General features: G+C 68.3%; 23 protein-coding genes. 12 read left to right on the plus strand and 11 right to left on the minus strand.

Annotation, left to right across the window (positions count from 1 at the left end; genetic code table 11):
• Positions 1 to 27: 27 nt before the first annotated feature.
• Positions 28 to 399: a VOC family protein gene (locus tag ACIP5Y_RS11180; RefSeq protein ID WP_400349635.1), complete on the plus strand. Its 372-nt coding sequence runs from the start codon at positions 28 to 30 to the stop codon at positions 397 to 399.
• Between the two features lie 37 nt (positions 400 to 436).
• On the opposite strand, the gene ACIP5Y_RS11185 is transcribed toward ACIP5Y_RS11180, so the two are convergent.
• Positions 437 to 1135: a nitroreductase gene (locus tag ACIP5Y_RS11185; RefSeq protein WP_400349636.1), complete on the minus strand. Its 699-nt coding sequence runs from the start codon at positions 1133 to 1135 to the stop codon at positions 437 to 439.
• A gap of 106 nt (positions 1136 to 1241) precedes the next feature.
• On the opposite strand from ACIP5Y_RS11185, the gene ACIP5Y_RS11190 reads away from it, so the two are divergent.
• Positions 1242 to 1871 (plus strand): TetR/AcrR family transcriptional regulator, encoded by a 630-nt coding sequence (locus tag ACIP5Y_RS11190; RefSeq protein WP_400349637.1) that lies wholly within the window; start codon positions 1242 to 1244, stop codon positions 1869 to 1871.
• Between the two features lie 40 nt (positions 1872 to 1911).
• A complete protein-coding gene (locus ACIP5Y_RS11195; protein ID WP_400349638.1) occupies positions 1912 to 2100 on the plus strand; it encodes a hypothetical protein in 189 nt (62 codons plus the stop codon).
• Between the two features lie 21 nt (positions 2101 to 2121).
• Here the strand turns inward: ACIP5Y_RS11195 and ACIP5Y_RS11200 are convergent, their stop codons facing one another.
• Both ACIP5Y_RS11200 and ACIP5Y_RS11205 read right to left on the minus strand, forming a co-directional pair.
• Positions 2122 to 2409 carry a hypothetical protein gene (locus tag ACIP5Y_RS11200; protein ID WP_400349639.1) on the minus strand — a complete coding sequence of 96 codons (288 nt, stop codon included), beginning with the start codon at positions 2407 to 2409 and terminating at the stop codon, positions 2122 to 2124.
• Positions 2410 to 2573: 164 nt separating this feature from the next.
• Positions 2574 to 3986, minus strand: a complete 1413-nt coding sequence (locus ACIP5Y_RS11205; protein ID WP_400349640.1) for a mannitol dehydrogenase family protein — start codon at positions 3984 to 3986, stop codon at positions 2574 to 2576.
• Positions 3987 to 4087: 101 nt separating this feature from the next.
• Between ACIP5Y_RS11205 and ACIP5Y_RS11210 the strand changes: the two genes are divergently transcribed.
• Genes ACIP5Y_RS11210 through ACIP5Y_RS11230 form a run of 5 tightly spaced genes read left to right on the plus strand, consistent with a single transcriptional unit; the run spans position 4088 to position 9447 of the window.
• A complete protein-coding gene (locus tag ACIP5Y_RS11210) occupies positions 4088 to 5119 on the plus strand; it encodes a sugar-binding transcriptional regulator (RefSeq protein ID WP_400351237.1) in 1032 nt (343 codons plus the stop codon).
• Positions 5076 to 6491 carry an ABC transporter substrate-binding protein gene (locus tag ACIP5Y_RS11215; protein WP_400349641.1) on the plus strand — a complete coding sequence of 472 codons (1416 nt, stop codon included), beginning with the start codon at positions 5076 to 5078 and terminating at the stop codon, positions 6489 to 6491. Before ACIP5Y_RS11210 ends, ACIP5Y_RS11215 begins: the two co-directional genes overlap by 44 nt.
• Before the next feature lie 2 nt (positions 6492 to 6493).
• The gene (locus tag ACIP5Y_RS11220) at positions 6494 to 7462 is read left to right on the plus strand and encodes a carbohydrate ABC transporter permease (RefSeq protein ID WP_400349642.1); all 969 of its coding nucleotides are present in this window, start codon (positions 6494 to 6496) and stop codon (positions 7460 to 7462) included.
• On the plus strand, positions 7462 to 8322 hold the full coding sequence (locus ACIP5Y_RS11225; protein ID WP_400349643.1) for a carbohydrate ABC transporter permease: 861 nt from the start codon (positions 7462 to 7464) through the stop codon (positions 8320 to 8322). Before ACIP5Y_RS11220 ends, ACIP5Y_RS11225 begins: the two co-directional genes overlap by 1 nt.
• A gap of 12 nt (positions 8323 to 8334) precedes the next feature.
• A complete protein-coding gene (locus tag ACIP5Y_RS11230; RefSeq protein ID WP_400349644.1) occupies positions 8335 to 9447 on the plus strand; it encodes an ABC transporter ATP-binding protein in 1113 nt (370 codons plus the stop codon).
• Here ACIP5Y_RS11230 and hutI read toward each other — a convergent pair.
• The 5 genes from hutI to hutH form a co-directional block, all read right to left on the minus strand.
• Positions 9410 to 10582, minus strand: a complete 1173-nt coding sequence (gene hutI, locus ACIP5Y_RS11235) for an imidazolonepropionase (protein ID WP_400349645.1) — start codon at positions 10580 to 10582, stop codon at positions 9410 to 9412. The genes ACIP5Y_RS11230 and hutI overlap by 38 nt on opposite strands.
• Complete coding sequence (locus tag ACIP5Y_RS11240) at positions 10573 to 11892, minus strand: formimidoylglutamate deiminase (protein WP_400349646.1); 1320 nt, start codon at positions 11890 to 11892, stop codon at positions 10573 to 10575. The genes hutI and ACIP5Y_RS11240 overlap by 10 nt, the downstream gene beginning before the upstream one ends.
• Positions 11889 to 13160, minus strand: coding sequence for an allantoate amidohydrolase (locus tag ACIP5Y_RS11245; RefSeq protein ID WP_400349647.1), 1272 nt, complete (start codon positions 13158 to 13160; stop codon positions 11889 to 11891). The genes ACIP5Y_RS11240 and ACIP5Y_RS11245 overlap by 4 nt, the downstream gene beginning before the upstream one ends.
• Before the next feature lie 144 nt (positions 13161 to 13304).
• Positions 13305 to 14954, minus strand: coding sequence for a urocanate hydratase (gene hutU, locus ACIP5Y_RS11250; RefSeq protein WP_400349648.1), 1650 nt, complete (start codon positions 14952 to 14954; stop codon positions 13305 to 13307).
• Complete coding sequence (hutH, locus tag ACIP5Y_RS11255) at positions 14951 to 16495, minus strand: histidine ammonia-lyase (protein ID WP_400349649.1); 1545 nt, start codon at positions 16493 to 16495, stop codon at positions 14951 to 14953. Before hutH ends, hutU begins: the two co-directional genes overlap by 4 nt.
• A 74-nt stretch (positions 16496 to 16569) precedes the next feature.
• Here hutH and ACIP5Y_RS11260 point away from each other — a divergent pair, with 74 nt between their 5' ends.
• The gene (locus ACIP5Y_RS11260; RefSeq protein ID WP_400349650.1) at positions 16570 to 17382 is read left to right on the plus strand and encodes an IclR family transcriptional regulator; all 813 of its coding nucleotides are present in this window, start codon (positions 16570 to 16572) and stop codon (positions 17380 to 17382) included.
• A 4-nt stretch (positions 17383 to 17386) separates the two neighbouring features.
• Positions 17387 to 17821, plus strand: a complete 435-nt coding sequence (locus tag ACIP5Y_RS11265; RefSeq protein ID WP_400349651.1) for a T6SS immunity protein Tdi1 domain-containing protein — start codon at positions 17387 to 17389, stop codon at positions 17819 to 17821.
• A 12-nt stretch (positions 17822 to 17833) separates the two neighbouring features.
• Here ACIP5Y_RS11265 and ACIP5Y_RS11270 read toward each other — a convergent pair whose 3' ends face one another.
• Entirely contained in the window at positions 17834 to 18154 is a 321-nt protein-coding gene (locus ACIP5Y_RS11270; protein WP_400349652.1) for a hypothetical protein, read from the minus strand.
• Between the two features lie 77 nt (positions 18155 to 18231).
• On the opposite strand from ACIP5Y_RS11270, the gene ACIP5Y_RS11275 reads away from it, so the two are divergent.
• On the plus strand, positions 18232 to 18627 hold the full coding sequence (locus ACIP5Y_RS11275) for a hypothetical protein (RefSeq protein ID WP_400349653.1): 396 nt from the start codon (positions 18232 to 18234) through the stop codon (positions 18625 to 18627).
• Here the strand turns inward: ACIP5Y_RS11275 and ACIP5Y_RS11280 are convergent.
• Positions 18620 to 20086, minus strand: a complete 1467-nt coding sequence (locus ACIP5Y_RS11280) for an MFS transporter (RefSeq protein WP_400349654.1) — start codon at positions 20084 to 20086, stop codon at positions 18620 to 18622. The two genes, ACIP5Y_RS11275 and ACIP5Y_RS11280, sit on opposite strands and share 8 nt — an antisense overlap.
• 154 nt (positions 20087 to 20240) lie before the next feature.
• Complete coding sequence (locus ACIP5Y_RS11285; RefSeq protein WP_400349655.1) at positions 20241 to 21047, minus strand: TetR/AcrR family transcriptional regulator; 807 nt, start codon at positions 21045 to 21047, stop codon at positions 20241 to 20243.
• 46 nt (positions 21048 to 21093) lie between these two features.
• On the opposite strand from ACIP5Y_RS11285, the gene ACIP5Y_RS11290 reads away from it, so the two are divergent.
• Positions 21094 to 22623: an FAD-dependent monooxygenase gene (locus tag ACIP5Y_RS11290; RefSeq protein WP_400349656.1), complete on the plus strand. Its 1530-nt coding sequence runs from the start codon at positions 21094 to 21096 to the stop codon at positions 22621 to 22623.
• Positions 22624 to 22632: the final 9 nt, after the last annotated feature.

The raw sequence follows: 22632 nt of genomic DNA on the forward strand, positions 1-22632 counted from the left end.
ACAGCGTGAATCGAGGTACAAGACGCGATGACAACACCCAGGCTGGGTGCCATAGCACTGGACACCGACGACCCGATCCGGCTCGGCCGCTTCTACCGTGAACTACTCGGCCTCGAAACCATTCACGAGTCGGAAGACCTGGTAGCCCTGCAGGCCGACGGCATCTTCATCACCATCGAGCGAGTCCTCGACCACCACCCACCCGATTGGCCCAATAGCACCATCCCCAAACAGCTACACCTGGACCTATTCGTCGACGACCTCGACTCTTCCGAAAAAATCGCACTCGAACTCGGAGCCCGGAAACCGGAAACCCAGCCGGCACCTCATAAGTGGCGCGTACTACTGGATCCAGCGGGTCACCCGTTCTGCCTCACCCCGACACCCCCGTCGATGTGACCGGCGAGGCCGCAATCGCAGGGGCGACGGGTGGGAGTCAGCGGTGGAATCTGGTGGTCTCACAGAGATTTGCGCGGGGGATCCTGGTTCGATTGACCGGGGCCGCGGGGTCGGGGTAGCCGAAGGAGACTCCGAAAAGCAGCTTGGCGTCGGTGATTCCGAGTTGGTGGCGGATCGTGTCACCGTAGAAGCCGAGTAGACCCTGGGGGCAGCTGGCGATTCCGTAGGCGGTCAGGGTCAGGAGGAGGGTTTGGCCGTACATGCCGATGTCGGCGGCCATTCGTTCGTCGGTTGCGGGCGGGGCGAAGATCAGGGCGACGTGGGGCGCGCCGTAGAAGCGGAGACTTTCGGCGTTGTGGGCCTCGCGAGCCTGGGAGTCGTCTCGGGCGATGCCGAGCGCTCCGTAGATGGTCTCGCCGAAGTGCTTGCGGCGCAGGCGATGCAGGTCGGTATAGAGATCGTCCCGGTAGGGGAAATCCACCGACAGGTGCTGTTGTGCGTGCGCCGCCAGAAGGGCCCGGCTCAGCCGGTCGCGGGCCGGGCCGCTGACTACTTCGATGGTCCACGGCTGAGTGTTGGAGTTCGATGGCGCCGCGCCGGCCAGGGAGAACACGGCCCGCATCGTCTGCTCCGGCACGGGATCCGGACGGAAGGACCGGACGGCGCGGCGGCCACGGATCAACTCTTCCGCGTATCCGGGCAGGTGGTTTCGCATGGTCGTGCCCTGATCCGTCACTGCTTCCTCCTCGGGCCGAACGCTTATGTAGACAGGATCGTTTACATAACGCGGCGAGATTACCAGGCGATCACCGCTTAAGTAAACGATTCTGTATGCTTAAGGAATGGGTGATCCAAAGGAGGTCCAGCGCCGCCGGGGCCGCGGAGGGCGCGAACGCATCCTGGCCGCGGCGACCGCGCTCTTCGAGGCGCAGGGCATCACCGCGACGAGTATGGAACAGGTGGCGGCCGCCGCACCCGTCTCCAAACGCACTCTGTACCAGCACTTTCCGACCAAGGATGACCTGGTCGTCAGCTATCTGCGCCACCTGGTCGAATCCGGCCGCACCATCGACGCCGTCCTGGACCGGGCGGACCTGCCTCCCCGGGATCGCCTGCTGGCCCTGTTCGCCCTCCCGGCCGAGGCCGGCACCCCGATCCGCGGCTGTCCATTCATCGACGCCGCAGCCGAATTCCCCGACCCCCACAGCCCCGCCCACCGCTACGCGGCCATCCAGAAACGCCGGATGGTCACCCGGCTCACCGAACTCCTGACCACGCTCGGCGTCGCCGACCCGCGAACCCTGGGCGAACAACTCGCCCTGCTGGCCGACGGCGCCGCGAGTCGCTCGATGGTCCTCGACGACACCGGTTGCTGCGACCACGCGCGAGCAGCCGCGCGGACCTTGCTCGACGCCGCCATCCCACCCGATCCGAACGCGCTCGCCTCGCTCTATTCGCCGGCCGGCGCGTAAACCAATTCGAGGATACGAGGCGGTCCGGGTACTCGGAGATATGAACGAGGCGAGGGCGATTCGGGCGCTCGTCCCGCTGCTGGACGAGCCACCGGGCGTCACCTGGTCGGTGCATATCGCGTTGCTGGACCAGTTCCGGGACTTGCGGATCGCGGTGACGCCGCCGGCGCAACTGAGGGCGGTGGACAATCTGGACCTGAGGTGCGCCGTCTCCGAGTTTATGGGTTGAGGGTTGATGGGTTGAGGTAGGTCAGATGCTGCCGCCGCTGCCGGTGTCGCCGAGGTCGGGGACGTTCTGGCCGGGCCAGTATTCGGGGTGGCAGCGGGGGCGCCACCATTCGTGCTGGATCTCGCAGTGCCAGCGGTACCAGCTGTGCCAGTCGACGAATTGGGCGGAGGTGCCGGGGGTGGCGGGGGTGAGGGCGGGGGCGTCGGCGGAGGCTACGCCGATGCCGGTGAGGAGGGGGGCGGCCAGGATCGCGGAGGCGATCACGGTGCGCACCGTACGGCGACGAGCGCCGGTGCTGAGGAGAGTCATCGGATTGGATCCTTCCAGCTGTGAAACTGTCCGGCAGCGAGGCAATTCGGGGGAACCCCGCGCTGCCGGGAGTAGTCAACCGCGTGGCCGTGCGCATCGAGAAGAACTCGTTGCGCATCTTAAGCAGACCCTCAGCGACCGCTGGGGTTGATCGGGCGGCGGCGCTACAGCAGTTCGCGCAGGGTTGCGGCGGCGCCGTGAGTACGCAAGGAATCCAGGGCTTTGCGGTAGACGGCGACGAATTCGGGGTGATCGGGCAAATCGCCGAACAGTGAGCGGTCGGCCAGGAAGGCCGTCGGGTCCTGCGACTGCCGGGCGGCCGCGGCCATCAGCCGATCCCGGCGCGGATCGACGACCGTGATCGGTTCGCCCTGCTCGTCGATACCCTCGCAATAGCGCGCCCAGGCCGCGATCATCGTTGCCGCGCAGGCGAATTCGCCACCAGTCGCCAACTGGTGACGCGCTACCGGAACCACCCATTTGGGAATGCGTTCCGAGGCGTCGGCGCACAGCCGGGCGATGGTGTCGGCAATGGCCGGATTCCCGAAGCGCTCCAGCAGCGTGCGGCGGTAATCGGCCAGATCGATGCCCGGGACCGGCGGCAGCGTGGGCAGCGCCTCCCGCCCCATGTAGCGGGCGACGAACCGGGACAGCAATGGATCGGCCACCGCATCGTGTACATAGCGATAGCCACAGAGCTGCCCGAGGTAGGCGAGCGCTTGATGCCCGCCGTTCAGCAAGCGCAGTTTCATCAGCTCGTACGGCGCCACATCATCCACCAGCTGTACGCCCACATGATCGAAATCCGGGCGCCCCAAGGGGAACTCGTCCTGGAGCACCCATTGCGCGAAGGGTTCGGTCAGCACCGGCCAGCGGTCCGCGACCCCGAATCCCGTTTCCAGATCGGCGATCATGCCGTCGGTGGTCGCCGGGGTGATGCGGTCCACCATGGAGCTCGGAAAGGCCCCTTCACGCGAAATCCATTCGGCCAGTGCGGGATCACCGCGCCTGGCGAACTCGACGAAGGCCGTGCGCGCTACCGCGCCGTTATCCTCGATATTGTCGCAGGACATGATCGTGAACGGCGCCAGGCCGCGAGCCCGGCGGCGGGCGAGGGCCGCGGTCACCAGCCCGAATACCGATAGCGGTGCGGCGGTGTCCGCGTGGTACCCGCCCTCGGTGATGGTGAGCGAGACGATGCGGGTCCCGGGATCGGCCAACTTCTCGACAACGGCCGCGGAATCGTCCGGCGCGTAGCGGTATTCGACGAGCGAACCGATCACCCGCGGCGACCGCTCGCCGTCGGGTCCGGCCTCGACCAGGGTGTACAGGCCGTCCTGCGCGGCGAGCACATCGCGCATGCGCCGATCGCCGGGCAGCACTCCCACGCCGCAGATGCCCCACTCCCGGCTCCCGCCGGCCGCCAGCAGGCGATCGAGGTACCAGGCCTGGTGTGCGCGATGGAAGTTGCCGACACCGAAATGCACTATCCCGGTCCGTATTTCATCGCGCCGATACCCGGGCACCGGCACCCGGGCCGCGATCGAAGGAAGAGTGCGCCCACTCAGCTCAGTCATTCCCAGCTCCGAATCTCTGTTGCGTGCATCACAATCCGAATGGTACCTTCGTGAGCAATCGCTCGAACCTTGAGCAATTGCTCACCGATGAGGACTCCGCCGTGACGCTCGAAACGCCCTCGCCCGCCGCGCCGGACGATGTTCGCCTGGCCTTGCGCGCCGCGGAGCTCTATCACCTGGAGGGCGCCACCCAGGCGGAAATCGCTGCCAAACTGGGCGTTTCGCGGGCGACCGCGGGCCGGCTGGTGGCCCGCGCCCGCGCTCAGGGCCTGGTTCGCATCGAGATCACGGTGCCCGGCGACCTGCGCGATACGGTGCACACCGACCTGGAGAGCGCGCTCGAGCGGCGCTTCGGCCTCACGGAGGCGCGGGTCATCGGCACGCCCGGCGGCGACGAGTCACCCGGTGACCAGGCGCTGGGCCGCGCGGCGGCCGAGGTGCTCATGCGCCGCCTGCAGCCGGCCGACACCCTCGGCGTCACCTGGGGCCCGGAGACGGTGGCCATTGCGAATTCCCTGCGCGCCGGATCGAATCGGTGTGCCCGCGTGGTCCAGCTGGACGGCGCGCTCACCGGCGCCGACTATCAGACCGGCATCGACTTCACCCTCGGCCGCTGCGCCGCGGCGCTGCGGGCCGCCTCGGTGCGGCTGCACGCCCCGCTCTACGCCGATCCCGCGACCGTCACCGCCCTCACCGACGATTCCGTTGTGGGACAAGCACTCTCGATCGGCGCGCAAGCCGATGTCATGGCCTTCGGCGTCGGCACGGTATCGACGGCGACCACCCTCTTCGCGGGCAATTTCCTGGACACGGCCGTCCTGACGGGCCTGCGGGAACGCGGTGCGATCGGCGAGATCGGTGGCCGATTCTTCACCGGCGACGGCACCGATGCCGGCGGCGAACTGCCGGCCCGCACGGTCTCGGTGCCCCTCGACGCGGTCCGGGCGTGCCGGACATCGGTGCTCGTCTCCGGCGGAGACGCCAAGCACCGGGCCATTCTCGCGGCGCTCACCGGTGGCCTGGCCAAGGTCCTGATCACCGATGTCGGCTGCGCGAGATGGCTGCTGGATAGAAAAGAGGAGGCGACCGATGCCGAACTCGGTCCCGACCGATCGAAGGCGACGAGCGGGTAACCCGCCGCGCCGGTCCCTACGGAAATCACTACGCCGAACACGTTGTCTGGCAGCGCTGTTCGCGGCCGTCACGCTGACGGTCACCGGTTGCGCGGGCGCGGGTGAACTCACCGGCGGCGGCAATGACTCGGTCACGATTGCGATCGTGTCGAACTCGCAGATGCAGGACGCCATCAGCCTGGCTCCGCAGTTCGAGCGCGAAAACCCGGGCATCAAACTGAAATTCACCTCGCTGTCCGAGAACGAGGCCCGCGCCAAGATCACCGCCTCGGTCGCCACCGGGGGCGGCGAATTCGATGTCGTGATGATCAGCAACTACGAGACCCCACAATGGGCCGCCAATGGCTGGCTGGTCGATCTCGACCCCTATATGGCCGCCACCCCCGGCTACGACAAGGCGGATTTCATTCCGTCCCTGCAGAAGTCGCTGTCCTACCAGGGCAATATGTACTCGGTGCCGTTCTACGGCGAATCCTCGTTCCTCATGTACCGCAAGGATCTGTTCGCCAAGGCCGGTATCACCATGCCCGACCACCCCACCTGGCAGCAGGTCGCATCATGGGCCGCGAAGCTGAACACCCCGGATCTGGCCGGTATCTGCCTGCGCGGCGATCCGGGCTGGGGCGAGGCGCTCGCGCCGCTCACCACCATGATCAATACCTTCGGTGGCCGCTGGTACGACGAGAACTGGAATGCCCAGCTCACCAGCCCGGCGGACACCCGCGCGGTGCAGTTCTACGTCGATCTGGTCCGCAAGTACGGTGAACCCGGCGCCGCCACCGCCGGATTCGGCGAATGCGCGACACAGTTCTCGCAGGGCCACGCGGCCATGTGGTACGACGCCACCTCCGCGGTGGGCGTCACCGAGGATCCGCAGTCCAGCAAGGTGGTCGGCGAGGTCGGCTACGCACCGGCGCCGGTCGAGCAGACCGCGAATTCCGGCTGGCTCTACACCTGGTCGCTGGGGATTCCCAAGACCAGCCACAAGACCGACGCGGCGTGGAAGTTCGTGTCCTGGATGACTTCCAAGCAGTACATCCGCTCCGTCGGGCAGCAGCTCGGCTGGACGCATGTGCCGCCCGGCAGCCGCCTGTCCACCTATGACATTCCGGAGTACAAGAAGATCTCCACCGCGTACGGCCCGGTCACCCTGTCCGCCATGGCGGCCGCCGACCCGGATCATCCGACCGTGCAACCGGTTCCGTACACCGGCGTGCAGTTCCTCGCGATTCCCGAGTTCCAGGATCTGGGTACCCGGGTCAGTCAGCAGATCAGCGCGGCGATAGCGGGACAGATCAGTGTGCCCGCCGCGCTCGCGCAATCGCAGCAGTATGCCGAGGTGGTCGGCAAGACCTATCGGAAGGACAGTTAGCAATGTCCGAAACGGCAACCACCGCAGTGCTTTCCGCACCGCAGGGGACCTCCGCGGCCGAGGTGCTGCGGTCGAAGAAGGACCACATCACGCGCGCGGAGGGCTGGCGGCGGCGTGGACCGCTACTGCCCGCGCTCATCTTCATGATCGTGGTCACGCAGATCCCGTTCGTCTTCACCCTCTTCTATTCGACGCAGTCCTGGAACCTGGTCCGGCCCGGCTCCCGGCATTTCGTCGGCTTGCAGAACTACGCGGATGTCGTGCGGGACAGTCAGTTCCGTCAGGTCGCCTGGCATACCGTGGTGCTGATCGTGGGCACCGTGCTCATCTCGGTGGTCCTGGGCCTGTTGTTCGCGCTGCTGCTGGACCGTGCGTTCCTCGGCCGCGGCATTGTGCGGACCCTGCTCATCACGCCGTTCCTGGTGACTCCCGTCGCCGCGGCGCTGATCTGGAAGACCACTCTGCTGGATCCCGTCTTCGGCCTGGTCAACTTCGTGCTGCGGCCCTTCGGCGTGCATCACATCGACTGGGTGAGCCGGTATCCGCTGCCGGCGGTCATGGCGGATCTGGTGTGGCAGTGGACGCCGTTCATGATGCTGCTCATCCTGGCCGGATTGCAGTCCCTGCCGCGCGATGTGATGGAGGCGGCCCGGGTGGACGGTGCCGGCGCCTTCGCGCTGTTCCGGGAGATCACCCTGCCGCATCTGCGCCGGTTCCTCGAACTCGGTGCGGTGCTGGGGGCGATCTACCTGGTCAACACCTTCGACGCGGTGTACATGATGACCTCCGGCGGGCCCGGCATCGCGAGTTCCAACCTGCCCTTCTACATCTACCAGCGGGCCTTCCTGGGCTTCGATATCGGACAGGCCGCCGCCATGGGCGTGGTCACCGTGGTGGCCACCATCATCGTGGCGACCCTGGCGCTGCGGTTGATCTTCACCAGCTTCACCGGAAAAGAGGAGGCCGCCTGATGGCTACCGCGACCAGAACCACCGGGGCTGCCGGCACCGTGCGCAGGCGCCGCAATTGGGGCAATGCCGGTTGGGGCGTGCTGGCCTGGGTGGTCGGCATCGGCTTCTTCTTCCCGGTCTTGTGGATGGCGCTGACCGCCTTCAAACAGGAGGGCGACGCCTATACCGATCCGCCGAAACTGTTCTTCGCACCGACCCTGGACCAGTTCCGCGCCGTATTGAACGGCGGGATCGGCACGGCCCTCGCCAATTCCGCCTTCGCCACCGTCATGTCCACGATTCTCGTGCTCGCCCTGGGTGTTCCGGCGGCCTTCGCACTGTCGTTGCGGCCGGTGCGCAAGACCCGGGACGCATTGTTCTTCTTCATCAGCACCAAGATGCTGCCGGTGGTCGCGGCCATCGTGCCGCTGTACGTGATCGTCGGCGATATCGGGATGCTGGACAATATCTGGGCGCTGGTCATCCTCTACACGGCCATGAACCTGCCCATCGCCGTATGGATGATGCGTTCGTTCTTCCTCGAGGTGCCCGGTGAACTACTGGAGGCCGCGAGCATGGACGGCGCGAGCCTGTGGACCGCGGTGCGCGAGGTCATCCTGCCGCTGGTCTCCCCCGGTATCGCGGCGACCTCGCTGATCTGCGTGATCTTCTCCTGGAACGAATTCTTCTTCGCCGTGAATCTCACCGCCGTGCAGGCGCAGACGATTCCGGTGTACCTGGTGGGCTTCATTACCGGTGAGGGTCTCTATTGGGCGCGGCTCTCGGCGGCGGCACTGCTCACCGCGCTGCCGGTCATCCTCGCGGGCTGGCTGGCGCAGAACAAGCTCGTGCGCGGACTGTCCTTCGGCGCGATCAAGTAAGGAAAGAACGAAATGGCCACCGTCAGTTACCGATCCGCCTCCTGCGTCTACCCCGGCGCGGAAACCCTGGCCGTCGACGCACTCGATCTCGATATCGCCGATGGCGAATTCGTGGTGCTGGTCGGGCCGTCCGGCTCCGGCAAGTCGACCGCCCTGCGCATGCTCGCCGGACTGGAAGAGATAGACGCCGGCTCCATCGCCATCGACGGCGAGGACATGGTCGGCGTGCCCGCCAAGGACCGCGATATCGCCATGGTCTTCCAGAACTACGCGCTGTACCCCAACAAAACCGTCGCCGAGAACATGGGATTCGCGCTGAAGATGCGCAAGGTGCCGCTGGAGGAACGCAAGCGGCGCGTGGCCGCCGCGGCCGAATTGCTCGACCTCACCGACTATCTCGACCGCAAGCCCGCGAAACTCTCCGGCGGACAACGGCAGCGCGTCGCCATGGGGCGCGCGATCGTGCGTGAGCCTCGCATCTTCTGCATGGACGAGCCGCTGTCCAATCTCGATGCCAAGCTGCGGGTGCAGACCCGCGGCCAGATCGCCGCACTGCAAAGGAGATTGGGCACCACCACGGTCTATGTGACCCACGACCAGATCGAGGCCATGACCATGGGCGACCGGGTCGCCGTGCTCCGCGACGGGCGACTGCAGCAGTTCAGCGCGCCGACCGAGCTCTACGACCGGCCCGCCAATGCCTTCGTCGCAGGGTTCATCGGCTCCCCGTCCATGAACCTGCTGGAGGCCCGCATCGTCCCCGACGGGGTCGCGGTGGCCGGCAGCATTCTCGATCTGCCGCGCGCCACCCTCGATCTGCTGGCCGCCGCGCACCTCGACACGGTCACCGTGGGCATCCGGCCCGAGCAACTCGATATCGTCGGCGACACACCGGGTTTCGCCGCCGCGGTGGAGCTGGTCGAGGAACTCGGCAACGAGTCCTACGTCTACGCCCGCCCTAAGGACACCGAGAACGGCGCGGACACCACCTTCGTGGCCCGCTCACCCCGCCGCGCCCCGGCCCGCCCGGGCGAGACCGTCACGCTGCGGGTACTCGACAGCGGGGCGGTTCACCTGTTCCATCCGGTTACCGGGGCACGCCTCGACACCACACCGCCCAGGTGAGCGGGACGCCCGGGCGGTAGGCCAGATGGACGGCCGACGGCGCGTCGAGCACGTGCAGATCGGCCCGGGCGCCGGGCCGCAGCACGCCGACCGCGCCGTCGGCGGTGAGATCGCGGCCCAGCGCGAGCGCACCGCCGGCTGTAGCGGCCCAGATGGCTTCCTCCACGGACAACCGCATTTGTAGTACCGCGGTGGCCACGCAGAAGGCCATCGAGGTGGTGTAGGAGCTGCCCGGATTGGTGTTGGTGGCCAGCGCTATCCGGGCGCCGGCATCGAGCAGGCGGCGGGCCGGGGCCAGCGGCTGGCGGGTGGAGAGATCGCAGGCGGGCAGCAGTGTGGCGACGGTGCTGGAGGCGGCGAGCGCATCGACGTCGGCGTCGGTGAGGTGAGTGCAGTGGTCGACGCTGGCGGCGCCGTGCCGGACCGCCAGCTGCACACCGGGGCCGGGGCCGAGCTGGTTGCCGTGTACGCGGAGACCGAGACCGTGCGCCCGGCCCGCCTCCAGTACGCGGGCGGACTGCTCGGCATCGAAAGCGCCTGTCTCACAGAAGACATCGATCCAGCCGACGTGTTCGGCCACGGCCTCCAGCATCGGGCCGCACACCAGATCCAGGTAGTCGTCGGCGGAGATACCGCGCGGCACGATGTGCGCGCCCAGGAAGGTGACCTCGTCGGCGACCTCGGCCGCCAAAGCGGCACAACGCTTTTCATCGTCAACGGTGAGACCGTATCCGGTCTTCGTCTCCAGGCAGGTGGTGCCCTGCCGCAGGGCCTCCTCGCGCAGCCGATCGAGCGTGGCCGCCAGCGCCTCGTCACTCGCGGCGCGGGTGGCCTCGACGGTGGTCTGGATACCCCCGGCCGAGTACGGCATTCCGCTCATGCGCGCACCGAATTCGGTGGTGCGGTCGCCGGCGAACACCAGATGGGTGTGGCTGTCCACCCAGCCCGGCAGCACGGCCCGGCCGTCGACATCGATGCGATGATCGGCGGCCGGGGCACGGGACGATTCGCCGACCCAGCGCACCCGCTCGTCCTCCAAGATCAGGGCGGCGTCGCGCAACACACCGAATTCGTCGGTATTGGTGGTGAGTTCGCCGATCCCATCGATCAGGGTCGTCGCGGTCTTCACTGCCATAGCGCTCCGATCTCCGTAGCGAGCGCGTGCGCCACGTTGTCGATGGTCCGATGGGTCCGGTCGCGGACGATCCAGCGGCCCGCCACCATGACATCGGTGACGTCGGCGGCCGTTGCCGCGTAGAGGATTCCGGCGGAATCCGCGCCCGCGGTGCGGGGAGAAGCAGGGTCGACACAAACCAGGTCCGCCCCCTGACCGGGAGCGAGCCCGCCCAGGCCGGTCCAGCCGGACGCGGCGTGCGCTGTTGCCGCGGAGTGCAATTCGCCGATATCGAAGCGGCCGCGACGGCCACTGGCCAGGCGCTCGTGCAGTTCCAGGGCGCGAGTCTCATGCCAGGGGTCGATGACCGTCTGCCCGTCGCTGCCGAGGCAGAGCCGTACCCCGGCAGCGGCGAGGCGGCGAGCGGGTCCGATGCCGTCGGCGAGATCGGCTTCGGTACTGGGGCACAGGCACACCCAGGAAGGAGCGAGGGTGCTGATGTCGGCCGGGGTCAGGTGGGTGGCGTGCACCGCCACCGTGTGCGGCGTCCAAGCGCCCGCCGAAGCCAGCAGCTCGGTCGGCGTACAGCCGTAGGTCGCGAGGCATTCCTCGTTCTCGCGGGGCTGCTCGGACAGGTGAATGTGCAAGGGCCTCCCAGCCGCGGCATGCACGACGGCCGGAAGCTGCTCGGCAGGAACCGCGCGTACCGAGTGAACGGCCGCGCCGACGACAACCAGATCCCCTGCCGGCTGGAAGGACTCGACCCGATCGGCCCACGCATCGGCATCCCCGTCGTCGAAGCGCCGCTGCACTCCGGTCGTGGGCTGCCCGAAACCTCCTGCCAGATAACACACGTCCAGCAGCGTCAGCCGAATCCCGGCGTCGGCGGCCGCCGCGACCAGAGCGTGGGAGAACTCATTGGGATCGGCATAGCGCAGATCGCGGCCCGGGTGATGCAGATAGTGGAACTCCGCGACGCTGGTGTACCCGGCCAGCACCATCTCCGCGTAGACGGCGCGAGCCAGCCGATAGTACGAATCCGGTTCCAGCCGTTCCGCGACCGCGTACATGCGCTCCCGCCACGTCCAGAAGCTCCCGCGATCATCATGGGTCCGCCCGCGCAGCGCACGATGAAAGGCATGAGAGTGCGCATTGGCGAACCCGGGCAGCACCACCCCCGGCAGGATGGCGCCGCCCGGCTCCGCACCGGGCGTGACGGCCACGATGACGCCCTCGGCAATATCGATCCGCACGCCCTCCGCCACCCCGCTCGGCAGCCACGCCCGCGCACACCAGTAGCTGTGCATCCCGCCGGACTGCTCGGCGCTCATCCGGCGAGGGTCCGTAGCACGTGAGCCAATTCGGCGGTGCCGTGGTCGATATCGGCGGGTTCGGCGAATTCCTCGGGAGCGTGGCTGATGCCGGTGGGATTGCGCACGTAGAGCATGGCGGTGGGCACGAAACGGGCCAGTACCGCGGCATCGTGCCCGGCGCCGGTCGGCAGGACCGGCGCATTGCCGAGCATGGCGCGCAGGCGGTCTCGTAGCTCGGGGTCGAAGGCGGCGGTGCCCTCGTAGGATTCCTCCCGCACCGCCACCGCGCAGCCTTCGAGTTCCGCTGCCGCCCTGGCCTTTTCGGTGATCTCGGCGACGAGCTCGTGCACGTTGCCCGGCTCGGGCAGGCGCGCGTCCAGCCACACGTCCACCTGAGACGCGATGACATTGGTGCCGCCCGGGGTCGGAACCAGCCGCCCCACGGTGGCGCGCGCCTCGCGCACGGCGGCCGCGGACTCGCGTACCGCCGTGATCATCTGTGCGGCAGGCAGCATGGGATCGTGGCGGTCGTCCATGAGCGTGGTGCCCGCGTGATTGCCCTGCCCGGTGAAGGTGAACCGCCACCGGCCGTGCGGAATGATATTGCTGCCCACCGCGAGCGGCGCGTCCAGGTGAATCAGCCCCCTGCCCTGTTCCACGTGCAGCTCTACGAAAGTGCCTATCCGACCGAGGGTTTCGCTATCGCGGCCGAAGTGTTCCGGTGCGTGCCCCGCCGCACGCGCCGCCTCGGCGAAGGTGGTGCCGTCACCGTCCCGCAGGGCCAGCGCGCGCTCGGGTTCGAGAGTGCCGGTCAGCAGCCGCGATCCGAGGCACGGCACCCCGAACCGCCCGCCTTCCTCCTCCGCGAAGACCACGATGGCCAGCGGCCGCCGCGGCACGAACCCCTCCGCCCGCAGTAGATCGAAGGCGGCCAGCGCACTCACCACCCCGAGCGGCCCGTCGTACGCGCCACCGCCCGGCACCGAATCCAAGTGGCTCCCGGTTACGACGGCGTCCGCCCCCGGCGCCCCGAACCAGGCCCACAGATTCGCATTCCGATCCACCTCGACCGTCAGCCCCCGCGCCCGCGCCGCACCCCGGAACCACTCCCGCAGTTCCCCTTCGGCGCCGGTGAACACATGCCGCGAATACCCGCCGCGCGCCCGATCGGCCCCGACCCGATCGATCTCCGCCAGCAGCTCATTGGCCGAAGCCCGCGCCGCCACGCCCGGCACTCGCGCCGGAACCGCCCCGCCCACTGTCTCATCACGCCGACCGCTCACCATCGCACCTCCCTGCCCGCCGCCTCCCGGCCGCTCACCGACTCGCCTCGTCGCACACGCCCCGCGCCCGATCCGCCCCGCGCCGGCGTCATCGGACCGGCGCCGCGCAGGTGCGCGCAGTCACGAAGGGTGGTCTGTCTCATCGACTCACCGGTCCCAGATGGGGATTCGCACGTCACGCTGCTTGGCGACACGGTCCGCTTCCGGATAGCCCGCGTCGACATGCCGCAGCACGCCCATACCGGGGTCATTGGTGAGGACCCGTTCGATCTTCTGCGCGGCCAGTGGCGTCCCGTCCGCCACGGTGACCTGTCCAGCGTGGATCGAGCGGCCCATGCCGACGCCACCGCCGTGGTGGATGGATACCCAGCTGGCGCCGGAGGCGGTGTTGACCAAGGCATTCAGCAGGGGCCAGTCGGCGATGGCGTCGGAGCCGTCGGCCATGGCCTCGGTCTCGCGGTAGGGAGAGGCCACCGAGCCGCAGTCCAGGTGGTCGCGGCCGATGACGATCGGGGCGGATACCTCGCCGTTGGCGACCATTTCGTTGAACCGCAGCCCGGCGGCGTGCCGTTCGCCGTAGCCGAGCCAGCAGATGCGGGCGGGCAGACCTTGGAAGGCCACGCGTTCGCCGGCCAGGCGCATCCAGCGCGCCAGGGATTCGTTCTCCGGGAACAGTTCCAGGATGGCGCGGTCGGTGGCCGCGATATCGGCCGGATCGCCGGAGAGCGCGACCCAGCGGAACGGGCCCTTGCCCTCGCAGAACAGCGGCCGGATGTAGGCGGGCACGAAGCCCGGGAAGTCGAAGGCCCGCTCGTAGCCGGCCAGCTTCGCTTCGCCGCGCAGGGAATTGCCGTAGTCGAACACCTCGGCCCCGCGATCGAGGAAGCCCACCATTGCGCCCACGTGGACGGCCATGGAATCCCGTGCGCGCTTGGTGAATTCATCGGGCTTCTTGCCCGCGTAGTCGTCCCAGTCCTCCAGCGCTACGCCGATCGGCAGGTAGGTGAGCGGGTCGTGCGCGGAGGTCTGGTCGGTGACGATGTCCACCTCGACCTCCCGGCGCAGCAGTTCCGGCAGCACCTCGGCGGCATTGCCGATGACCGCGACCGACAGCGCCCGCCGTTCCCGCTTGGCGGCCCGTACCCGCCGCAGCGCATCGTCGAGGTCGGTGGCCACCTCGTCCAGGTAGCGCGTCTGCACCCGGCGCTGCGCATGCTCGGGATTGCATTCGATACACAGCGCCACCCCGCCGTTCATGGTGACGGCGAGGGGCTGCGCGCCGCCCATTCCGCCCAGACCGGCTGTGACGGTGAGGGTTCCGGCGAGACTGCCGCCGAATCGCTTGGTGGCCACCGCCGCGAAGGTCTCGTAGGTGCCCTGCAGAATGCCCTGGGTGCCGATGTAGATCCAGGATCCGGCGGTCATCTGCCCGTACATGGTGAGGCCGAGGCTTTCCAGCCGCCGGAACTCCGGCCAATTCGCCCAGTCCGGCACGAGATTCGAATTGGCGAGCAGTACCCGCGGCGCCCACTCGTTGGTGCGCAGCACGCCGACCGGCTTGCCGGACTGCACCAGCAGCGTCTCGTCCTCGCGCAGGTCGGTCAGGGTGCGGGTGAGGGCGTCGAAACTGGGCCAGTCCCGGGCCGCCTTGCCGGTGCCGCCGTAGACGACCAGATCCTCGGGCCGCTCGGCGACCTCCGGATCCAGGTTGTTGTGCAGCATGCGCAATGCTGCTTCGGTCTGCCAGCCGCGGGCGGTGAGCGTGGTGCCGCGGGCCGCGCGAACGGTTCGGGTCATGAGTGTGAAACCCCTTGGTCGAGAAGGTGATTGACGGCGCCGGACCGGATCAGTTCGGTCACGGCCGCGATATCCGGCGCGAGGTGCCGATCGGGTCCCGGTCCGGGCACGCGCTCGCGCACCAGATCCCGGACCGCGCCGGTGACGGGCGCGGGCCGCAAGGGCGCCCGGAAGTCCAGCGCCCGTGCGGCGGTGAGCAATTCGATGGCCAGCACGGTGGTCAGCCCGTCCACGGAACGGCGCAGTTTGCGCGCGGCCGCCCAGCCCATGGACACATGGTCCTCCTGCATGGCGCTGGACGGAATCGAATCCACCGAGGCCGGTGCGGCGCAGCGTTTCAGCTCCGACACCACGCCCGCCTGCGTGTACTGGGCGATCATGTAGCCGGAGTCCACGCCCGGAGCTGCGGCCAGGAAGGCGGGCAGGCCGTGCGAGCGGTGCACATCCAGCATGCGGTCGGTGCGCCGCTCGGCAATGCTCGCCATATCCGCGACCGCGATGGCCAGGAAGTCCAGTACGTAGCCGACGGGCGCGCCGTGGAAATTGCCGTTGGATTCCACCCGGCCGTCGGCCAGCACCACGGGATTGTCGATGGCCGCGGACAATTCCCGCTCGGCGACCGTCTCGGCATGGGCCAGGGTGTCGCGGGCGGCGCCGTGCACCTGCGGGGCGCAGCGCAGCGAATACGCGTCCTGCACCCGCGGGCAGTCCTCCCCGCGGTGACTGGCCACGATCTCCGAACCGGCCAGCGCCGCACGCATATTGGCCGCCGCGGCGGCCTGCCCCGGATGCGGGCGCAGCTGCTGCAGATCGGCCGCGAACACGCGATCGGTGCCCAGTTGCGCCTCCACGCTCATGGCGGCGGTCAGATCCGCGAGGTCGAAGAGCCGATGCAGATCGGCGATGGCCAGCGCCAGCATGCCGAGCATGCCGTCGGTGCCGTTGGTGAGCGCCAGGCCCTCCTTCTCGGCGAGTGTGATGGGCGTCAGCCCGAACTCCCCGAGCGCCTGCGCGATCGGATACTCCCCCTCCTGGCCGAGCACCGAACCTTCACCCATGAGCGCGAGCGCCACGGCGGCCAAGGGAGCCAGATCGCCTGAACAACCCAGCGAACCATATTCTGGGACAACGGGAATCAGCCCGCTGTCCAGCAGTCCGGCCAGCGCCTGCGCGGTTTCGGGCCGCACCCCCGTATGACCGGACATGAGAGTGCGCAGCCGCAACAACATCATGGCCCGCACCACCTCGGCCTCCACCGGCGTGCCCGCGCCGGCCGCATGCGAGCGGATGAGGGAGCGCTGCAGGTCGGTGCGCCGCTCCGGCGGAATATGCCGCAGCGCGAGCGCGCCGAATCCGGTGGAGACGCCGTAGACGGGTCGCTCGCTGTGTGCCAGCTCGTCGATGTGGCGGCGCACCTGGGCCAGCCGGGCCAGGGCGGCCGGGGCGAGCTCCACCGCGGCGCCGTGCCGCGCCACCGCGACCACTTCGGACAGAGTCAGCGGGTCCGCACCCACCAGTACCCGCTGGGTTCCGATTGTCATGGGCACCATTCCAGCGCCTCGGACCGCCGGTATCGAGCACCCGCGACGGGGTTTCGTCTGGTATTTCAGACAGTATGAGCGGTGACATTCCGGCCCTGCGGCGCGGCCTGCGGATCCTGGATCTGCTGGCGCAGCGTCCGGGTCCGGTACCCGCCGCGGCCATTGCCCGCGAGCTGGGCATACCCCGATCCTCGACATATCAGCTGCTCAACGAGTTACAGCAGGCCGGATACGTGGCCTATCTGGCGGCCGAGCGGCGCTACGGGCTGGGCGTGGGAGCCTTCGAACTGGGGTCGGCGTATCTGCGCCACGATCCGCTGGAGCGGGTGGCCGCGCCATTGCTGCGCACCCTGGTGGACACGGTCGGCTGGACCGGGCACCTCGGGATCCTGCACGGCAATGAATCGCTGTACCTGATCGAGCAGCGCCCGGCCCGGCCGCAGACGCTCGTCACCGATGTGGGGGTGCGGCTGCCCGCGCACCTGACCGCGACGGGCCGGGCCATGCTGCGGCATCTCGCGCCGGCGCATGTGCGGGCGCTGTTCCCGGGCCCGGCCGCCTTCCCGATGCGCACCCGGCGCGGGCCGCGCGATCTGCGCGCGCTGCGCCGCACCCTGCGGGCCGAGGCGGCGCGTGGCTGGGCGGTCGAAGACGGTTATGTCACCGCGGGTTTCGCGACCGTCGCGGAGGCGGTGTTCGATCACGGCGGGCGGCCGATCGCCGCGTTGAGCATCACGCTGCGGCATTACTGCCCGGATGAATCGGATGAATCCGTCGAATGTGGCGAGACCTGGCCCGAATTGGCCGCCGCGGTGCGGGCGACCGCGGCGGCGCTGACCGCGAGCATCGGCGGCCGTCCACCCCCACCGATCGGTCTGGTTGGATAGCGCGGTGACCAGTGTTCCTTTCCGATTGATCGAATCCCAGCGCATCGACCGGGTCATGCCCGCCTGGGCGGAGCACTACCCGCAGTTCGACACGGTGGTCGGCTATTCGGATCTCGGTCACGCCTTCCTGATGAGCACCCGCACCGGCGAATACGGCGTCCTCGACCCGTACAGCCCCGGCGTCAAGAAATACGGGCCTTTCACCGAAGTCACCCAATTCGTCGACCGCGTCCTCTTCGAACCGGACGTCATGACGTATGTCCTGCAGCCGCAACATGTTTCCGAGATCCGCCGCCGCCTCGGCCCGCTCGCCGAGAACGAGGTCTACATCGCCACGCCCTACCCCTTCCTGGGCGGGACGGAAACCCCGGACGCCTATCAGATAGGTGGAGTCTGGGTCTTCTACGACCTGGTAGCCCAGGCCCTCGGACTCGAATAGGTAGCGAGAGACTCACCCAAGTCCGCGCGGGAGCCCACGATCCCGGATTACGATCGACGCAACGATCAGGGACATCGTGGAACCCGGCGTGAGCATCGTGCAGAACTGACTGGTGAACAACCAATCACCCGAGACGCGATTCACCGGGGGCGACCCGTTACCCGAGACCCGACTGGTGGTGCCGGGGGCCGTCGGCCGGAAGCCCTGAGTGTCCCCGGCCGCGAGCGGGCCGTGGATGTACTCCAGCGGCCGATCCGAAGGCCATTGCCGGGCAATCGAATTGGCCAGATACACCAGGAGCGGGCCCGCGCCGCCACCCAGCATCGCGCGCATCGCATCGTAGATCGCAAATGGTCTGGACAATGCGACCGTTACGAATCTTCGTGTCAGGGCACCATCGCCGGCACCTTGTGCCTGCCGGATCGGCCGACCGACACCGAGGCGACTTCTTCGACCCGGGCCACGCCGACCCGAATGTCGTCGCCCTCGACGAGGCGACCAAGGAGACCTTCTCCCTCACCGAGTACCCGGACGGCCTGCTGGCCACCCTCCCGGGCGAGTCGAGCCTCATCGACGTGCCCGTCATGGTCGTGGACGGCGACCACGACCGATTGACCTGCGGCGCAGGCTTTTCCGCCTGCGCCGACGCCGGAACCCTGTACGCCGCCGAGGCGCCCTACTTCGCCCCCGCCGCCCGCCTGCGCACCTTCATCGTGCCGAACAGCGGCCACTCGATCAATCTCGCCCGCGACACCAAGGCGTACCAGGCCCAAGTCATCGATTGGATGCGGTCGATCGCTAACTGAGACTCGGGGCGGCCGAGAGCGGCAGGGCGATGTCCTCCAGGGATTTGCCCTCCGCGTCGACCGCGAGCAGGCGGGCGATGACGCCGCCGATGATCATGACGGCCGCGCCGAGCAGATAGCCCACGAACAAGCGGGCCGGATGGGTGCCGTCGCCGATGAGCGCGCCGTAGATGGTCGGGCCGAGGGAACCGAAACACTGTGCGATGGCGAAGAATACGGCGATCGCCTTCGCGCGGACCTCCAGGGGGAAGATCTCGCTCACCGTGAGGTAAGCCGAGCTCGCGCCGGCGGAGGCGAAGAAGAATATCACGCACCAGCAGGCGGTCTGGGTGATGGCGTTCAGGACGCCCGCGTAGAACAGTCCCGCCGAAATCGTGAGCAGCACCCCGGACAGGATGTAGGTGCCCGAGATCATGGTGCGCCGCCCGATGGTGTCGAACAGATGCCCGATGGCCAAGGGGCCCACCAGGTTTCCCACCGCGAAGGCGATCAGATAGATCGGCGTGGACGCCGACGGCACCCCGTAGAACTTACCCAGCACCAGCGTGTAGGTGAAGAAGATCGCGTTGTAGAGGAACGACTGGCTGATCATGAGACTCGCGCCCAGTATCGACCGCGACGGGTATTCGCGGAACAGCACGCGCAGCAAGGCCAGATAGCCGATGTTCTCGGCGGGCCGGATCACCATGGCGCGGCTGCGATCCACCGGCGGCAGTTCGACCCCGCTCGCCTGCACCTCGTGCTCGATGGCCGTGATGGACCGCTCGGCCTCCGCGGCCCGGCCGTGCATGATCTGCCAGCGCGGACTCTCCGGAAGATTGCGCCGCACCAGCAGAATCACCAGACCCAGCACCGGCCCGATCAGGAAACCCAGCCGCCAGCCCAGCGACAGGCTCATATGGTTGAGCAGAATGTAGGTGCCCAGCGTGCCGATGATCGCACCGGCCCAATAGGTTCCGTTCACCGCGATATCGACCCGGCCGCGATACTTCGCCGGAATCAGTTCGTCGATGGCGGAATTGATCGCCGCGTATTCCCCGCCGATACCCATGCCCGCGATGAACCGCGTCAGATACAGGAACGCCACCCAGCCCGCGCCACTACCGAGGGTCAGCGCGGTCAAACCGCTGCCGACCAGATAGATGCCCAGTGTGACCAGGAACAGCTTGCGGCGCCCGAGCCGGTCGGACAGATTGCCGAACACCAGCGCCCCGACCACCTCACCCATCAGGTAGATGGTCGCGATGAAACCGACCGCGGCCGAGGACATGTGCAGCGTCTCCGGTTTGGTCAGCGTATCCGCGACGGCGCTGGCGACGGTGATCTCCAAGCCGTCCAGCACCCACGCCACCCCGAGCGCCACCACCAGCCGGGTATGAAAAGCCGACCACGGCAAGCGATCGATCCGCGCCGGAATCAGTGTCCGCATCACACCGGCACCGCCGGTCACCTCCGCCATCCCGACTCCCAGTCCGCCTCTGGATCCGACTACCCGCACGCACCCGTCTCAAACAGTCTGCACAGCAAGCGACCTGGTCTCCGGCCATTTGCGGTGGCTGCGCGCGCCGCGCGGTGAAACACGCCGGAACGGTCGGGCGGGCGGGTGATCGCGGCTAACTCTTGGGCAAACCGAGGCGGTCGGCGATGCCGTCCAGCAGGCAGGCCAGAGTCCACGCGATGGGGTCGGTGGAGCCCGTCAGCGTGCGCGCCTGCAACCAGCGCGCGAAGGCCGGATAGCGGTCGCCCGCGAGCAGGGTTTCCAGGACGGGCGCGGCCGCCGCACCCAATTGCTCCTCGGTGTACAGACCCGAGCGGGCGCGCATGCGGAGCTCCTCGGCCAATTGCAGCGCGGCGCCGAACAGGTGGCCGTCGACCGCGCCGGTGACCATCGTCATGTCATCGGCGGACAGCTGCAGGCCCTCCAGCAGGGCGAAGCGGAAATCGAAGTAGCGCAGTGCATTCGGGCCGAACGGCGGGCGGGTGTGGATCAGTTCGCCGAACCAGAGGTGCCGCTGGATCACCGCCCAGGAGGACAGCGATAGCTGTTCGAGCTCGGTCCGCCAGTGGCCCGGCGTCTTTCGCCCGGCGGTGGCGCGTTCGGGTAGTGGTATCTCCCCGTAGACGGCGTCGATCATCAGGTCGACGAGGCCGTCCTTGCTGCCGACGTAGCGGTACAGCGACATGGGGGTGGACGCGCCGACCGCGGTGGCCACCCGCCGCATGGTGAGGGCTCGGGCACCCTCCGCGTCGGCGATCGTCATGGCGGCGGCCAGGATGCCGCCGCGGCTCAGCGTCGTCGTGGGCCGGCCCGGCGGTTCGGGCAGCGACCAGATGAGCGGTCCCGGCGCCGATGCGTCCTCTGGCCCACCCGCCGCCTGACCGCCACCCCTCATCGAATCGCTACGCGATGCCTCATCCATGTGCACCTCCTTGCCAAGGATTCAAGCATGCGTGTACAACGTACACATGATGTACAACGTACACGCACATCGCGTTCTCATCGTCGGCGGCGGCTTGGCCGGGCTCAGCGCGGCTCTGTTCCTGCAGCACCAGGGCGTGCGGACGGTGCTCGTCGAACGCCGGCACACCACCTCACCCCAACCCAAAGCGCGGCGCATCAATATCCGGACCATGGAGCTGTTCCAGCAGATCGGCATCTTCGACGCCGTCCTGGACGCGGCCCGCGACCTCGCCGACTACCAGTTCATGGCGGCCGGGCCCAGCCTCGCCGAGGCCACCCGGCTGCCGCACGCGCTACCCGGCGGCTTGCCCGACTGGGACTCCATCACGCCCGCGACGGCCTGCCTGTGCGCGCAGGATCTGCTCGAACCGGTGCTGCGGCGGATCGCCGAGGACCGCGGCTGCGATATCCGATTCAGCGTCGAACTCACCGAATTCGAGGAAGACGCCGACGGCATCGAAGCCACGCTGCGCCGCGCGGACGGCAGCACCGAACTGCTGCGGGCGGACTATCTGATCGCGGCGGACGGGGCCGGCAGTCCCGTGCGGCAGCGGCTCGGGATCGAGCGCAGCGGACGGGGCACGCTCGGGCAGGCGGTCAATGTGTACTTTCGCGCCGACCTGGCGGAGCTGGTGCGCGGGCGGGAATTCAATCTGTGTCAGATCGAGAACTCCAGCGTGCCAGGCGGTTTCGCATCCATCGACGGCGCCGAGCGGTGGATCTTCATGGCGCGCGACGGCTTCGACCGCACCATCGGGGAATGGGCGGACGCGCTGCGCATCGCCATCGGCGTGCCCGATATCGAGGTCGAGGTGTTGAGCGTAATGCCCTGGGAGCCGGGCATGTTCGTGGCCGACAGCTACCGGGCCGGGCGGGTGTTCCTGGCCGGTGATGCCGCGCACGTCATGACGCCGTACGCCGCCGCGGGAGCCAACACCGGCATCGGGGATGTGCACAATCTGGCGTGGAAACTGGCCATGGCCCTGCGCGGGACGGGCGGGCCGGGCCTGCTCGACAGCTATCACAGCGAACGGCATGCCCTCGGCTGGTATGTCGCCGACCAGTCCAGCATCCGTATGGGGAATCTGCGGACGATGAACCAGCAGTCGACCGACGGCACACCGCTCGCCGACCCCATCTCGCTCATCCTCGGGCAGCGCTACGAGCAGGGTGCGGTCATCGACGACGGAAGTTCGCACACCATGGCGCGACTGGATCTGGCGGGACAGCCCGGAACGCGGGTACCGCACTACCGGCTCGCGGACGGCCGCTCCACCCTCGACCTCGTCGGCACGAACCTCGTCCTGCTCACCGGACCGGACGGCGAGGCGTGGCAGGCCGCCGCCGAACAGGTGCGACCCACGCTGGAGCATTACCGGCTGGACGAGAAATGGTGTGCGACGGCCGGTGTCGAAACCACCGGCGCGATCCTGCTCCGACCGGATCAGATCATCGCCTGGCGTGCCCCCGAACTGCCCGCCGACCCCGCCCGGGCCTTGACCGAATCGGTCGGCCGCATTCTCGACCTGCGGTAATAGCGCGCA

This window comes from Nocardia sp. NPDC088792 (assembly GCF_044750615.1).
In the GTDB taxonomy this organism is placed as follows: Bacteria; Actinomycetota; Actinomycetes; order Mycobacteriales; family Mycobacteriaceae; genus Nocardia.

Bases quoted from the DNA above. Each gene is read 5' to 3' on its own strand.
- ACIP5Y_RS11180 (WP_400349635.1), top strand. From the start codon at position 28: ATGACAACACCCAGGCTGGGTGCCATAGCACTGGACACCGACGACCCG.
- ACIP5Y_RS11190 (WP_400349637.1), top strand. From the start codon at position 1,242: ATGGGTGATCCAAAGGAGGTCCAGCGCCGCCGGGGCCGCGGAGGGCGC.
- ACIP5Y_RS11195 (WP_400349638.1), top strand. From the start codon at position 1,912: ATGAACGAGGCGAGGGCGATTCGGGCGCTCGTCCCGCTGCTGGACGAG.
- ACIP5Y_RS11200 (WP_400349639.1), bottom strand. From the start codon at position 2,409: ATGACTCTCCTCAGCACCGGCGCTCGTCGCCGTACGGTGCGCACCGTG.
- ACIP5Y_RS11205 (WP_400349640.1), bottom strand. From the start codon at position 3,986: ATGACTGAGCTGAGTGGGCGCACTCTTCCTTCGATCGCGGCCCGGGTG.
- ACIP5Y_RS11215 (WP_400349641.1), top strand. From the start codon at position 5,076: ATGCCGAACTCGGTCCCGACCGATCGAAGGCGACGAGCGGGTAACCCG.
- ACIP5Y_RS11220 (WP_400349642.1), top strand. From the start codon at position 6,494: ATGTCCGAAACGGCAACCACCGCAGTGCTTTCCGCACCGCAGGGGACC.
- ACIP5Y_RS11225 (WP_400349643.1), top strand. From the start codon at position 7,462: ATGGCTACCGCGACCAGAACCACCGGGGCTGCCGGCACCGTGCGCAGG.
- ACIP5Y_RS11230 (WP_400349644.1), top strand. From the start codon at position 8,335: ATGGCCACCGTCAGTTACCGATCCGCCTCCTGCGTCTACCCCGGCGCG.
- hutI (WP_400349645.1), bottom strand. From the start codon at position 10,582: ATGGCAGTGAAGACCGCGACGACCCTGATCGATGGGATCGGCGAACTC.
- ACIP5Y_RS11240 (WP_400349646.1), bottom strand. From the start codon at position 11,892: ATGAGCGCCGAGCAGTCCGGCGGGATGCACAGCTACTGGTGTGCGCGG.
- ACIP5Y_RS11245 (WP_400349647.1), bottom strand. From the start codon at position 13,160: ATGGTGAGCGGTCGGCGTGATGAGACAGTGGGCGGGGCGGTTCCGGCG.
- hutU (WP_400349648.1), bottom strand. From the start codon at position 14,954: ATGACCCGAACCGTTCGCGCGGCCCGCGGCACCACGCTCACCGCCCGC.
- hutH (WP_400349649.1), bottom strand. From the start codon at position 16,495: ATGACAATCGGAACCCAGCGGGTACTGGTGGGTGCGGACCCGCTGACT.
- ACIP5Y_RS11260 (WP_400349650.1), top strand. From the start codon at position 16,570: ATGAGCGGTGACATTCCGGCCCTGCGGCGCGGCCTGCGGATCCTGGAT.
- ACIP5Y_RS11270 (WP_400349652.1), bottom strand. From the start codon at position 18,154: ATGCGCGCGATGCTGGGTGGCGGCGCGGGCCCGCTCCTGGTGTATCTG.
- ACIP5Y_RS11280 (WP_400349654.1), bottom strand. From the start codon at position 20,086: ATGGCGGAGGTGACCGGCGGTGCCGGTGTGATGCGGACACTGATTCCG.
- ACIP5Y_RS11285 (WP_400349655.1), bottom strand. From the start codon at position 21,047: ATGGATGAGGCATCGCGTAGCGATTCGATGAGGGGTGGCGGTCAGGCG.
- ACIP5Y_RS11290 (WP_400349656.1), top strand. From the start codon at position 21,094: ATGATGTACAACGTACACGCACATCGCGTTCTCATCGTCGGCGGCGGC.